Genomic DNA, 12,956 nt, shown 5'->3' on the forward strand with positions numbered 1-12,956 from the left:
ATGACCCCCGTGCCTGACAACCCAGGGCCCGCACGGGCCCCCGCCACCGGGTCCCCGGACCCGCAGGGCGAGCAGGCTCCCCACCCGCTGCTCGACGTGCTGCTCGCCGGCGGCGCCCGGGCCGACCGGCTCACGTACACCCGCACGCTCCCTGCCCGCGAGGGACGCACCGCCGACTGGCCGGGGTGGGCCGACCCCGCGCTCGTCGGCGGCTACCGGGCCCTCGGCGTCGACCGCCCCTGGGAGCACCAGGCACAGGCCGCCGACGCCGCCTGGGAGGGCCGGCACGTCGCGCTGGCCACCTCCACCGGCTCGGGCAAGTCGCTCGCGTTCTGGCTGCCCGCGCTCACCGCCGTCGGGCGCACCCTCCCCGCCCAGCGGCGCGGCGCCGTGCTGTACCTCTCCCCCACCAAGGCGCTCGCCGCCGACCAGCTCCACTCCCTGGAGCGCGTGCTCGGCGCGATGCCCGACGGCGCGGGGCGGGACCTGCGGGTCGGCACCTGCGACGGCGACACCCCTACCGAGGAGCGTCGGTGGGTCCAGGACCACGCCGACGTCGTCCTCACCAACCCCGACTTCCTGCACTTCTCCCTGCTGCCGAACCACCGCCGGTGGGCGCGGTACCTGCGCGCGCTGCGCTACGTCGTCGTCGACGAGGGCCACGCCTACCGCGGGGTGTTCGGCGCGCACGTGTCGCTGGTGCTGCGCCGGCTGGCGAGGCTCGTGGACCACTACCGCCCGCTGGCCGAGCCTGCGCGCGGGGTCTCACGCCCGCGCTCCGGCACGCTGACGTTCGTGGTGGCGAGCGCGACGTCGGCCGAGCCCGCCGCGAGCGCCGCGCGCCTGGTGGGGGCGGCGCCCGACGACGTGACCGCCGTGGTGGACGACGCCTCCCCGTCGGGGCGGCGCACGGTGGTCCTGTGGCAGCCGCCGGAGGTGGAGTCGTTCACGTTCCTGCGCTCGGGGCCCGGCGACGCCCCGACGGCGGACGACCCGTGGGCGCTGCCCGACCCGCTCGACCCGGGGCACACCGAGGGCGAGCAGGAGACGGTGGTCACCGAGGACGGCGCGGCCGAGCACCCGCGGCGGTCGGCCACGGCGGAGGTGGCTGACCTGCTGGCCGACCTCGCGGCGCACGGGGCGCGGACGCTCGCGTTCACGCGCTCGCGCCGCGGGGCGGAGTCGGTGGCGCAGGCGGCGCGCGACCACCTGCGGCCGGTGTCCACCGACCTGTCGCGGCGGGTCGCCGCGTACCGGGGCGGCTACCTGCCCGAGGAGCGGCGGGAGCTGGAGCAGGCGATCCGCACCGGGGCGCTGCTGGGGCTGGCCACCACCAACGCGCTGGAGCTCGGGGTGGACATCTCGGGGCTCGACGCCGTGCTGATCGCCGGCTGGCCAGGCACCCGCATGTCGCTGTGGCAGCAGGCCGGGCGGGCAGGTCGCGCCGGTGCGGACGGGCTGGTCGCGTTCGTGGCCCGCGAGGACCCGCTCGACACCTACCTCGTGACCCACCCGGAGGCCGTGTTCGACGCCCCGCTCGAGGCCACCGTGTTCGACCCGGCGAACCCGTACGTGCTGGCCCCGCAGCTGTGCGCCGCCGCGCAGGAGGTGCCCCTGCGCAGCGACGACCTGCCGGCGTTCGGGGACGCCGACCACGTGCGCTCGGTGCTCGACGAGCTCGTGACCCGCGGGGCGCTGCGCCGCCGCCCCTCCGGCTGGTACTGGACCCACGCCCAGCCCGCGGCCGGCATGGCCGACCTGCGCGGTGCCGGCGGGCAGCCGATCCGGGTGGTCGAGGCGCCCACAGGGAGGCTGCTGGGCACCGTCGACGCCGCCTCGGCCGACGGCCAGGTGCACGACGGCGCCGTGTACGTCCACCAGGGCGTCACCTTCGTGGTCGACCACCTCGACCTCACCGACCGCGTCGCCCTGGTGGTCCGGCGCGACGTCGACCACGGCACCTGGTCGCGCGAGGTCATGACCATCGCGATCGACCCGGAGCACCAGCCTGCGGCACCGGGGGCGGCAGAGGGCGAGCCGGGCGGGGCGTCCGACGACGCCGGGGCGCCGGGCCGGGTCGAGCAGCGCTCGTGGGGACCGGTCACCTGGGGCCTGGGGCCCGTCGAGGTGTCCAGCCAGGTGGTCAGCTTCGAGCGACGCCGCATCCCCGACATGCAGGTGCTCGGCACCCAGGCCCTCGACCTGCCCGAACGGGCGCTCGTCACCACCGCCGTGTGGTGGTCCGTGCCCGAGGACGAGCTGCGGGCCGCCGGGCTCGACCCCGAGGTGGTGCCCGGTGCGCTGCACGCCGCCGAGCACGCCTCCATCGGGCTGCTGCCGCTGCTCGCCACCTGCGACCGCTGGGACCTGGGCGGCGTGTCCACCGACCTGCACCCCGACACGGGCGAGGCCACCGTGTTCGTGTACGACGCCTACCCCGGCGGTGCCGGGTTCGCCGAGCGCGGCTACCAGCTCGGCGCCACCTGGCTGCGCGCCACCCGTGACGCCATCGTGGCCTGCCCGTGCGACCACGGGTGCCCCGCCTGCGTGCAGTCCCCCAAGTGCGGCAGCTACAACTCGCCCCTCGACAAGGCCGCGGCCGTGACGTTGTTGGACCTGGTGCTCGGTCACGCCCCCGCCGCCCCGTAGAGTCCATCAGGTGAGCCTCGACACCGCCCTCGACGAACAGCGCAGGACCCGTGAGGCGACGCGCGTCGCCCCCGCCCACTCGCGCTCCTGGCTGCTGCTGAACGCGCTGAAGGACGACGTCTTCGACGCCGCCCAGCTCTCGCGCGCCGACCAGGTGATCCTCGACTGCGAGGACGCGGTCGACGACCGCCTCAAGGACACCGCGCGCGCCAAGGTGCTCGACTGGTTCGCCGGTGGCGGCCGCGCATGGGTGCGCGTCAACGAGCGCTCGTCCCAGGCGTGGGCGGACGACATGAAGGCGTTCCGCGACGCCCCCGGCCTGCAGGGCGTCATGCTCGCCAAGACGGAGAGCCCGGACCAGGTGGTCGACACCGTGCAGCGGCTCGGCGGGCACCTGCCCGTCATCGCCCTCGTGGAGTCGGCTCTGGGCATCGAGGACGCCGTGTCCATCGCCCGCGCGCCGGGCGTGTTCCGCCTCGCGTTCGGCTCGGGCGACTACCGCCGCGACACCGGCGCTGCGAACGAGCCGCTGGCCATGGCGTACCCGCGCTCGCGCCTCGTCCTCGCCTCCCGCATCGGCGGGCTCACCGGCCCGATCGACGGCCCCACCGTGGGCACCAGCCACCCGTTGCTGCGCGAGCAGTCGAGCGACGCCGTCGACCTGGGCATGACGGGCAAGCTCTGCCTCGACCTGGACCAGCCGGCCGTGGTCAACGAGTCGTTCAGCCCCTCGCCCGCCGACGTCGCGTGGGCCGTCGACTTCCTCGCCGACTTCGAGGCCTCGGGCGGTGTCATCCGCGACGGCTCCGACAAGCCGCGCCTGGGCCGTGCGCGGCTCATCCAGGAGCGCGCCGCCCTGTTCGGGGTCAACCCGAGCTGACCTTGCGGACCCCTCGGTGGCCCGTCGGAGCAGACGCTCCGACGGGCCACCGGCGCGTCAGGGCTCGTGTGCAGCGGCTCCGCGCGCGCCGGGCCCCGTTCAGACCAGAGCCGCTAGCAGCGCCTCACGCTCGTCGCGGGCCACCAGCGCCCGGGCCGCGAGCAGGTGGTCGGCTGCGGCGATGACGCGGGCGTCGTCGTCGGGCTGCACCGGGGCGTCCAGGTGCTCGCGCGCCCACGCCGCGACCGCCGTCCACGAGTAGAGCGCCGCGCCGTCACCGGAGACGGGCACCGGGAAGCCGCCAGGGCCCCGCTTGCCGGCCGCCAGCAGCCGCACGGACTCGTAGGTGCGGCCCAGCCGCCTGGCCACGGTGCTCAGCGCCACCAGGTCCGTCTCCGGTCCCAGCACGCGCACCACCTCCAGGCCCGCGGCACGCACCTGAGTCACCGCCGAAGCGACTGCGTCGGTCAGGGTGGCCGCCTGGCGCCCCACCGCGAGCATGCCGTGCCCGTTCTCCGTCAGCGGCGCGGCGTCCTCCAGGCCCTCCGAGCGCAGCCGCTCCTCGTCGGCCGGCTCCAGGGGGCGGTCCAGGACGAGCAGGAACTCACGGGTCGGCAGGTCGGTCGAGGCGGCGTCAGGCACCCCGGAAGCCTACGTGACCAGCGCTGACGCCACCCCGCTCACGGGGCCCACGCCTGCGGCCTCGGGCCCGCACGGGCCTCGGCCCGGGCCTCGCCGCCGGCCCAGCCCGGGACACCTGCGACGGGTCGTGTCACGGCCACGCTCACCACCCCGCCGGCCTCCTGCTCGCACCCGACGACGGTGGCCTGGTTGCGCACCACCGCCTCCGCCGCCGCCCCGCACGGGTCCAGCCCGCCGCGCAGCGCCGTCGCCGCCGCGAGCGCCCCCAGGTCCGCGGCCGCCTGCGCCGCGCCGCGTGCCCGTTGCGACGCGCCCAGGGCGGCCAGAGCCACGAAGAGCAGCACGACGACGGCGGCGACACCGAGCAGGAGCACGGTGCCCGAGCCGCGTTCGTGCGCCCGGACGGCGCGGCTCATTCCGGGCCCCCGATCATGGCTCCAGCCACGCGGTGGCCTCCCCGCCGGCGCGCAGCGGCACGTGGGCGAGCCAGCCCGCGGCCACGGGGCGTGACACGTGCACCGTCACCCAGGGCCCGTCGTGGAGGAGGCCCAGCTCGGCACCGGGGCCGGCCAGGCGGGTCACCACCTCGCGCACCTGCGCCTCGTCCTCCCCCACGGCGAGGGCGCGGGCTCCCGCCCGGGCCGCGTCCAGCGCACGCATCTGTGCGCTGGACGCGGCCGCGAGGGTGAGCACCGCGACGAGCAGCAGGACGACGACGGGCATGCCGACGGCAAGCTCCGCCGTGACGGCCCCGCGCTCGGTGTCCGTGGGCCTGCGGGAGCAGAGGGCTCCGCGTCTCGTCGCGCTGGTCATGGCGGCCTCACACCGACAGCGCGGAGGTGATGATCTGCTCCAGCGCGCCGCGCACCGTCTCGCTCTTGAGGATGACGATGAGCAGCCCCGCGAACCCGACGGCGCCGATGGTGGCGACGGCGTACTCGGCGGTGGCCAGGCCGGCCTCGGGGTCGGGCGCAGCGGTGCGGTCCGGGGCACAGGCAGCGTCGGTGGTGGTCAGGTCGTGGTGCGTCATGGGGGTTCCTCTCTTCGTCGGTCGCCTCGGCGGTCGCCGGGGCGTTCGCCCACCGCTGGTGGGACGTCAGGGGGCCGGGGTCAGCTGGCCAGCACGTCGATGCCCAGGCCCAGCAGCACGGGCACGAGCCCCACCAGCACGAACGCGGGCAGGAAGCAGGCGCCGAGGGGCAGCACGAGCTGCACGGCCAGCCGCCCGGCGGCGGTGCGGGCGGCGTCCCTGCGGGTCCGCAGCGCCTCGTCCCCGGCCGCTCGGAGGGCCTCGCCGGGGGCGGCGCCCTCGACCCAGGCAGGTCGCAGCGCCCGCCCGACGACGGCGAGCCGATCGGGGGCGTCACGCCAGGCGTCGTCCCAGGCGGCGCCCATCCGCAGGGCTGCCGCCGTGGCGGCGAGCGCTGCGCCCTCCTCGCCGCCGGTCGCCGTCGCCACGGCCTGCAGGGCGCGGGGCACGCCTGCGCCGGAGCGCAGCGCCGCGGCCAGCAGCTCGAGCACCACGGGCACGTCGACGCTGGGCGGGACGGGGCCGGCTCTGCCCGCAGCGGGTGCGGGTGACGCGAGCCCGGCACACCGGCGCCGCACGGCACGGGCCCGCACCATCCAGGGCAGCACGGCCAGGCCGGCGCAGGCGGTCGCGACGACGAAGGTCGCGTACGGGCTCACGGCGCTCCTCCTGTGCGGACTCTCGCGGTCTCTTCCCGGGGTGCGCTCATGACGCCTCCCCGGCCTGCCTGGCCGCGGTGACGAGCCGGCCGGTCCACCAGCGCCCGACGGCGAGGAGCACGAGGCCGAGCCCGACGGCTGCCGTGCCCGCGCCACCGTCAGCCGCGCGTGCGAGCGGGTCGGCACCGAGCGTCCCGCCGAGCAGCGCTCCGGCGGCGGGCAGCCACAGGAGCACGCGAGCCGTGGTGCGGGGGCCGGACAGGGCGGCCTCGCGCTCCGACCGTGCCTCCGCCTGGGCCACGAGGGTGTCCGAGACCGACTCGAGGACGCGTCCCAGCGGGGCACCGACCTCGACGGCGAGCCGGGTGGCTGCGGTGACGGACCGGGCGGCCTCGGGGCCCACGACGGCGGCGAGGGCGCGCTCGTCGGGCACACCCACCTCGTCGACGTCGACTCCCGCCGCGCGGGTCCAGGCCGCGCCGGGCGGCGCTCCGGCCCGGAGCAGCGCCGAGACCTGCGCGACCACCACGCGCACGCGAGCGCCGTCGTCACCGTGCGGGCCGCTGGCCAGCCGTGCCCGCGCGGTGCCGAGCATCGTGAACCAGGGGCGGTCTCGTGGGTCCCCTCCACCGCCGAGCGCGACGACGGCGGTGCGGCCTCCGGGGCGCAGCGCCAGCCAGACCCCGAGGCCGACGGCGGCCCCCACCAGCCCGGCGGCTCCCGTGCCGCTCATGCGGCCCACCGGCCCAGGAGCGCCTCCCAGGTGGCCATGTCGGCGACGTGGGCCGTGGGCGCTGTCCCGTCCCAGCGGGCCGCAGCCCGGACCACGAGCTCCCCGCCGGCCCCCTGCTCGTCCGAGCGGCCGACGACGCCCACCGCGGCGACGAACCGCCGGCCTCGCCGGCGCCGCACGTGCAGCACGACGTCCACGGCGGCCGATGCCTGGGCGGCGACGGCGTCACGCGGCATCCCGGCCAGGGCTGCCAGCGCCTCCAGGCGCGCGGGCACGTGCTCGACGGCGTTGGCGTGCAGGGTGGCCAGGCCGCCGTCGTGCCCGGTGTTCATGGCCAGGAGCACCTCGCGCACCTCGCCGCCGCGGCACTCGCCCACCACGAGCCGGTCCGGGCGCATGCGCAGCGCGGCGCGCACCAGGTCGGACAGGCTCACCGCGCCGGCACCCTCGACGTTGGCCCGCCGGGTCGCCAGGGGCACCACGTGCGGGTGGCCGGGCGCCAGCTCCCGCGCCTCCTCCACGGTGACCACCCGCTCGTCGGCCGGGACGAGCCCCAGGAGCGCGGCCAGGAGGGTCGTCTTGCCCGTCCCGGTGCCGCCCGAGACGAGCACGTTGGCCCGTCGTGCCACGAGGCCGCGCAGGAGCCGCTCCCAGCCGGGCGGCACCGCTCCTGCGGCCACGAGGGCGTCCAGGGTGAGCCCGGCCTGGCGCAGCACGCGCAACGAGATCACGGCCCCGGCGGCTGCGACGGGCTCCACCACGGCGTGCAGGCGGGTGCCGTCGGGCAGCCGCCCGTCCACCACGGGCGCAGCGTCGTCCAGCCGCTGGCCGGCGAGCCCGGCGAGCCGGACCGCGAGCGCCCGGACGTCGGCGGGAGCACCGAGGTCCAGGCCGGCCGGCTCGAGGCCGTCACCCCTGTCGATCCACACCTCCTGCGGGCCGTTGACGAGGACGTCGGTGACGCCGGGCAGCTCCAGGAGCGGCTGGAGGGGGCCGGCTCCGGCGAGCTCGGCGCGGGCGGCGCGGGCGAGGTCGCGCAGGGCGTCGCTGCCGAGCACGCGGCCGCTGGCCGCCAGCGCTGCGCGGACGGCGTCGTCGTCGGGCTCACCGGCGCCGGCACCCAGCCTGGTGCGGACGTCTCCGAGGAGCCCGGCGTCGATCTCGGAGGCTGCCGGTCGCAGGGGGCGCGTCATCGGGGGCCTCCCACGAGCGCGGCGAGCTGGGTGCCCACGCGCCTGAGGCGTGCACCTCGACCCACGGGCGGGCCGTCGCCGCGCTCGACGGCGCCGGCCAGGGCGCGGTCCTCGCGCACCTCCGCTGCCACGTCGAGCCCGGTCAGCGCGGAGAGGTCGTCCGCGTCCACCCGGCCGGGTGCCGGGCGGCGGACCACGAGCCGCACCCGCGGGTCGTGCTCGCCGCTGCGGGCGACGTCGTCCGCGCGGGCCTGGGCGACCGCCCCGGCCACGGCCACGGCGCCCGCGGCCCCGGGCAGGGTCAGGGGCGCCACGAGCAGCACGTCGTCGGCACCGGCGACCACGGCCCGCGCTGCGGCGGTCCAGGCTCCGGGCCTGGGCAGGTCCACGACCACGGGTTCGCCGGCGCGGACCAGGCCGGCGCACACGTCCAGCACGACGTCGTCGGCGGGGGCCTCCGGTCGCAGCCGGGACGCGGAGAGCACGGGGACCGATCCCCACCTCGGGAGGGCGGCGACCAGCCCGCGCCCGTCCACCTCGCCCCGGGCGGCGCGCAGCTCGGGCCACCGGGCACCGGGCTCGTCCTCGATGCCGAGGGTCACCTCGATCCCGGCCGCGGCGGTCTCCAGGTCGACGAGCACGCCCCGCCCCCAGGCGCGACGCAGGCCGTGGGCGACGGCGGCCGCCACCGTGCTGGTGCCGGCGCCGCCGCAGGCGCCGACCACGGCGGCCAGGGGTGGGGTGGGTGTCGTCCTCATGGCCCCGGAGCCTGGCGGGCCTCGCGAAGGCACCGCGGCGCGCGAGCGCGGTGCTGTGCACGGCCAGCACCGTCCACGGGGCTGGGGGCACGCTCTGCCGCTACGGGGCCACGACCGCGCCCGGCAGGCTCCCGGCACCCCCGGCCCGGTCCGTCAGGTCAGGGCCTGCGGCCGCCCTACAGGCGCACCGCGACCTCCCCGGCGGCCCGCAGCTCCTTCTCTCGGCGCAGGGCAGGCAGGAAGCACAGCGCTCCCAGCACGCTGAACCCGCCCCCGGCCACCATCGCCGCCGGCGTCGAGAGCACCCCGGCCGTCCACCCGAGCAGCGGGGCGGCCGCCGCGGCCGAGAGGAAGCCGACCATCGACGCCATGGAGAGCACGGTGGCGCGGTTGTGCGCCGCCGCCTCGCGGTGCAGCAGCGCGTTGTACACGGGGCCGCCCGAGCCGTGGAGCCCGTACGTCACCAGGTAGGCGGCCACGAGGGCCGCCGGCCCGGCCACCAGCCCCGTCCACACCGCTCCCAGCCCGTTGAGCACGCGGGCGGCCATGGCCGTGCGTGCCGCGCCGAACCGCGCGGAGGCGAGACCCGCCAGGCCGGCCCCCGCGGCGAAGACCGCCCACCCCACGGCAGCCACCGGGCCCATGAGCGCGCCCGCGCGGGCCTCGCTGCCCACCAGCTCCGCCATGCGCAGCGGCACGAGCGACTCGAACACCACCATGGCCGTCATCCAGAACACCTCGACCAGCAGCAGCGCGAGGAGCACCCGGTTGCCGCGCACCAGGCGCAGCCCGCCGGCGACCGTCGCGGGGGCCCGCCGTGCCGAGGCCACAGCGCGGGAGGCTCGCGCCCGCCACGGCGGGCGCACCTCGCCGTCGCCCTCGGTCAGCAGCAGCGCCACGGCTGCCAGGTGCGCGACGGCGAGGACGGCGTACACCACGTACGGCAGGGTGAGCGCGGACCACGCGTTCACCGGGTCCCACCAGACCAGCCCGCCGGAGACCAGCGCGCCGAGCGCGATCGACACGCCCAGCACGGTGCCCTGGTGCGCGAGGGTGCGGTCGACGTCGGCCCCGGGGAGCGTGGCGTGGACGGAGTCGACGAACCAGGCCTCCAGGGGCCCGGAGTCGAGCGCACGGAACACGCCCGTGGCCACCGCCGCGACGGCGAAGCCCGCGAGAGTCTGTGCCGTGGCGAAGGCGACGGCAGCGAGGACCTGCACGACGGCGGCGGTCACCAGCACCGGGCGCCGGCCCAGGGAGTCCGCGAACCCCGCGGTGGGCAGCTCCAGCACGAAGACCACCAGGCCCGTCACCGACAGGAGGGTGAGGGTCTGGGCGACGCTCAGGCCCCGCTCGACGGGCAGCAGGGTGGTGGCGGTGACCACGAGGCCCACGGGGAACCAGCGGGTGGCGGTCAGCAGCAGGAAGACGCGCCGCGCGGCCGCCGGCGTCGGCACGCTCACGACGCCGCTCCCGGGACGTCCGGGGCCTGCGGCCCTTCGTCGACGGGCTCGTCGTCCACCGCCCCGCCGTCCGCGTCCAGCGGGAAGACGTACCGGTACAGGTGCACGCGCCGCGCCCGCGGGTCTCCCTCGCCCGCGCGCCGGTACCGATCCACCACCTGGTCGATCTCGGCGCTCATCGCAGCCACCTGCTCGGGGGTCGCCTCGATCCACCCGTCGCTCGACCCGAAGGCGTCCTGCCAGGCGGCGGGCCAGGCGTCGGCGACGTCGAGCCAGTGCCCGTAGGACTGCGTGAAGTGCCGCAGGTAGTCACGCTCGAGCCAGCCGAGGGCGGTGCGGGTGTCCTCGTCGTCGGCGAAGGCGCTGCCCCGCCACCCGTGGCTCTCGGTGGTGGCCTGCCAGAGGCGTTCCTTGCCGCGGCCCTCGCCGGTGTCGGCGACGAGGCCGACGCTCTCCAGACGCCGCAGGTGGTAGCTCGTGGCTCCGGAGTTGGTGCGGAGCCGGGCCGCGAGGGCCGTGGCCGAGGCGGGGCCGTGCTGGCGCAGTGCGGACAGGAGCCGCGAGCGCAGCGGGTGGGCGAGCACCTTGGCGGACTCGGCGGTGAGGTCCACATGGCTGTACGGGCGCTGGTGGTGCTCCTGAGGGTCGGCCATGGGAGCACGATAAGTGTGCACACTTGTTGTGCACAAGACTTGTGCATGGTGCGTCGGCTCCGGACGGCAGGGCTCCCCGGACCCGGGGGACCGCCCCGCTAGGCTCGGCCCGTGACCGAGCCGCCCACCGAACGGGACCGCGTCGCGGCGTTCTTCGACCTCGACAAGACGATCATCGCCACGAGCGCCTCGGCCGCGTTCTCCCGCCCGTTCTTCCAGGGCGGCCTCGTCTCGCGCAGCGACGTGCTGCGCACCGCCTACGCGCACTTCCTGTTCGCGCTCGGCAGCGCCGACGCGGACCAGACGGAACGGATGCGCCGGCACCTGTCGGAGCTGGCGACCGGCTGGGACGTCAGCAAGGTGCAGCAGATCGTCGCCGAGACGGTGCACGAGCTCATCGACCCGTACGTCTACGCCGAGGCCGTGGACCTCATCGCCGAGCACCACGAGCTGGGGCACGACGTCGTCATCGTCTCGGCCTCGGGAGCCGAGCTGGTCGAGCCGATCGCCACCGTGCTGGGCGCCGACCACGTCGTGGCCACCCGGATGCGGGTGGCGGACGGGCGGTACACCGGCGAGATCGACTTCTACGCCTACGGCGAGAACAAGGCGGTCGCCGTCCGCGACCTCGCGGAAAGGCACGGGTACGACCTGGACCGCTGCTACGCCTACACCGACTCCATCACCGACGCACCCATGCTGGACGCCGTCGGGCACGCGTTCGCCGTCAACCCGGACCGGGCGATGCGGCGCACGGCGGCCGAGCGCGGGTGGAAGGTGCTGACCTTCGCGCGCCCGGTGGCGCTGCGGGTGGTGGCCCGGCCGCCGACACCGGTGCTGACGGCGGCGGGCGCGCTGGCCGCCGCGGCGGTGGCCGCGCTGGTGTGGCGTGCGGTGCGCCGTCGCCGCGGGGGGCACTGAGCCGCCCACCGGGCTTCACCCGGACGGCGGCCGATCACCTCGCGCCACGGGGCCGGAGCGCTGTTGCGCCCCGGCCCCGGCGGGGTTTCCATGGAGGTACCAACAAGACGGCAGAGCACGGGACCCACGCACAGGAAGTCCACGTCGAGGACACTCCGGCGGGCCTGGCCCCGTGGCGGAGCGGACAGCACGCGCCTGCTACCCGTGCTCACCCGGCGGTGCGGCACCCGGTCTCCCGGGTGCCGCACTCGTGCGTGGTGATGCAGCGCCGGCTCAGCACCGGCGGCTCACCAGCTCAGCGCCAGGCGCCGCGCTCGTACTGCGGCGGCCAGGCCACGCCCTCGCCGGGCGCCTGGCGCAGCTCGTGGGCGGCGCGCAGCGGCCAGTGCGGGTCGCGCAGCGCGACGCGGCCGAGCATGACGGCGTCGGCGGCGCCGTCGACCAGGAGCTGCTCGGCCTGCTCGGGGGCGGTGATGAGGCCGACGGCCGTGGTGGGCAGGCCCGAGACCTCGCGGACGCGGCGGGCGGCGGGCACCTGGTAGCCGGCGCCGACGCTGATGGGGGCGGGCAGCAGGCCGCCGGTGGAGACGTCGACCAGATCGACGCCGTGCCCGGCGAGCTCCTTGGCCACCGTGGCGACGTCGTCGACCTGCAGGCCGTCCTCGAGCCAGTCGGTGGCCGAGACGCGCACGAGCACCGGCTTCTCGTCGGGCCAGGCGGCGCGGACGGCGTCGGCGGTCTCCACGAGGAGGCGTGCGCGGTTCTCGGGCGTGCCGCCGTACTCGTCGGTGCGGTGGTTGGACAGCGGCGAGAGGAACTCGTGCAGCAGGTAGCCGTGCGCGGCGTGGATCTCGACGGCGTCGAAGCCGGCGGCGTGGGCGCGGCGGGCCGCGTCGGCGAACCGGGCGGGGACGTCGGCCACCTGCTGCGCCGTCATCGCGGCGGGGGCGGCGTAGCCGGGGAACGCGTCGTCCGAGGGGGCGAGGGTGGGCCAGCCGCCCTCCTCGGCGGGCACGGTGCCCTGCACGGGCGACCACGGTCGGTAGGTGGAGGCCTTGCGCCCGGCGTGCGCGAGCTGCACACCGATCGCGGCGCCCTGCCCGTGGACGAACTCGACCACGCGGGCCCAGGCGTCCCGCTGGGCGTCGTTCCACAGCCCGGCGTCCTGCGGGGTGATGCGCCCCTCGGGCACGACGGCGGTGGCCTCGGTGAGCAGCAGGCCGAACCCGCCCTGGGCGCGGGCGCCCAGGTGGACGAGCTGCCAGTCGTCGGGCATGCCGTCCGTGGACGAGTACTGGCACATGGGGGCCAGCCAGGCACGGTTCTTGACGGTCAGGTCGCGCAGCCGCAGCGGCTCGAAGAGGAGGCTCACGTC

Annotated in this window: 14 protein-coding genes; 3 read left to right on the plus strand and 11 right to left on the minus strand. The window is 77.0% G+C overall.

The window, feature by feature from the left end; genetic code table 11:
* Nucleotides 1-96 precede the first annotated feature (96 nt).
* Entirely contained in the window at nt 97-2,649 is a 2,553-nt protein-coding gene (locus DNL40_RS14870; RefSeq protein ID WP_245885974.1) for a DEAD/DEAH box helicase, read from the plus strand.
* Between the two features lie 10 nt (nt 2,650-2,659).
* Complete coding sequence (locus tag DNL40_RS14875) at nt 2,660-3,529, plus strand: HpcH/HpaI aldolase/citrate lyase family protein (RefSeq protein WP_111252051.1); 870 nt, start codon at nt 2,660-2,662, stop codon at nt 3,527-3,529.
* A 99-nt stretch (nt 3,530-3,628) separates the two neighbouring features.
* On the opposite strand, the gene DNL40_RS14880 is transcribed toward DNL40_RS14875, so the two are convergent.
* The 10 genes from DNL40_RS14880 to DNL40_RS14925 all read right to left on the minus strand — a co-directional run bounded on the left by DNL40_RS14880 (nt 3,629) and on the right by DNL40_RS14925 (nt 10,660).
* On the minus strand, nt 3,629-4,171 hold the full coding sequence (locus DNL40_RS14880; protein ID WP_111252052.1) for a hypothetical protein: 543 nt from the start codon (nt 4,169-4,171) through the stop codon (nt 3,629-3,631).
* A 38-nt stretch (nt 4,172-4,209) separates the two neighbouring features.
* Nucleotides 4,210-4,587 (minus strand): Rv3654c family TadE-like protein, encoded by a 378-nt coding sequence (locus tag DNL40_RS14885; protein WP_111252053.1) that lies wholly within the window; start codon nt 4,585-4,587, stop codon nt 4,210-4,212.
* Between the two features lie 13 nt (nt 4,588-4,600).
* Nucleotides 4,601-4,984 (minus strand): TadE family type IV pilus minor pilin, encoded by a 384-nt coding sequence (locus DNL40_RS14890; RefSeq protein WP_111252054.1) that lies wholly within the window; start codon nt 4,982-4,984, stop codon nt 4,601-4,603.
* Between the two features lie 7 nt (nt 4,985-4,991).
* The gene (locus DNL40_RS14895; RefSeq protein ID WP_111252055.1) at nt 4,992-5,201 is read right to left on the minus strand and encodes a DUF4244 domain-containing protein; all 210 of its coding nucleotides are present in this window, start codon (nt 5,199-5,201) and stop codon (nt 4,992-4,994) included.
* 80 nt (nt 5,202-5,281) lie between these two features.
* Nucleotides 5,282-5,860 (minus strand): type II secretion system F family protein, encoded by a 579-nt coding sequence (locus tag DNL40_RS14900; RefSeq protein ID WP_245885969.1) that lies wholly within the window; start codon nt 5,858-5,860, stop codon nt 5,282-5,284.
* 46 nt (nt 5,861-5,906) lie between these two features.
* Nucleotides 5,907-6,593, minus strand: a complete 687-nt coding sequence (locus tag DNL40_RS14905) for a type II secretion system F family protein (RefSeq protein ID WP_111252088.1) — start codon at nt 6,591-6,593, stop codon at nt 5,907-5,909.
* Nucleotides 6,590-7,786, minus strand: a complete 1,197-nt coding sequence (locus tag DNL40_RS14910) for a TadA family conjugal transfer-associated ATPase (protein WP_111252056.1) — start codon at nt 7,784-7,786, stop codon at nt 6,590-6,592. Before DNL40_RS14910 ends, DNL40_RS14905 begins: the two co-directional genes overlap by 4 nt.
* On the minus strand, nt 7,783-8,544 hold the full coding sequence (locus DNL40_RS14915) for a CpaE-like family protein (protein WP_179951097.1): 762 nt from the start codon (nt 8,542-8,544) through the stop codon (nt 7,783-7,785). Before DNL40_RS14915 ends, DNL40_RS14910 begins: the two co-directional genes overlap by 4 nt.
* 176 nt (nt 8,545-8,720) lie before the next feature.
* Nucleotides 8,721-10,007 (minus strand): MFS transporter, encoded by a 1,287-nt coding sequence (locus DNL40_RS14920; protein ID WP_111252057.1) that lies wholly within the window; start codon nt 10,005-10,007, stop codon nt 8,721-8,723.
* The gene (locus DNL40_RS14925) at nt 10,004-10,660 is read right to left on the minus strand and encodes a winged helix-turn-helix domain-containing protein (RefSeq protein WP_111252058.1); all 657 of its coding nucleotides are present in this window, start codon (nt 10,658-10,660) and stop codon (nt 10,004-10,006) included. The genes DNL40_RS14920 and DNL40_RS14925 overlap by 4 nt, the downstream gene beginning before the upstream one ends.
* 111 nt (nt 10,661-10,771) lie before the next feature.
* On the opposite strand from DNL40_RS14925, the gene DNL40_RS14930 reads away from it, so the two are divergent.
* Nucleotides 10,772-11,581 carry an HAD family hydrolase gene (locus tag DNL40_RS14930; RefSeq protein WP_111252059.1) on the plus strand — a complete coding sequence of 270 codons (810 nt, stop codon included), beginning with the start codon at nt 10,772-10,774 and terminating at the stop codon, nt 11,579-11,581.
* A 295-nt stretch (nt 11,582-11,876) separates the two neighbouring features.
* Here DNL40_RS14930 and DNL40_RS14935 read toward each other — a convergent pair whose 3' ends face one another.
* Nucleotides 11,877-12,953: an NADH:flavin oxidoreductase/NADH oxidase gene (locus DNL40_RS14935; protein ID WP_111252060.1), complete on the minus strand. Its 1,077-nt coding sequence runs from the start codon at nt 12,951-12,953 to the stop codon at nt 11,877-11,879.
* Between the last annotated feature and the right edge of the window lie 3 nt (nt 12,954-12,956).

This window comes from Xylanimonas oleitrophica, from assembly GCF_003244315.1.
Classification (GTDB): Bacteria; Actinomycetota; Actinomycetes; order Actinomycetales; family Cellulomonadaceae; genus Xylanimonas_A; species Xylanimonas_A oleitrophica.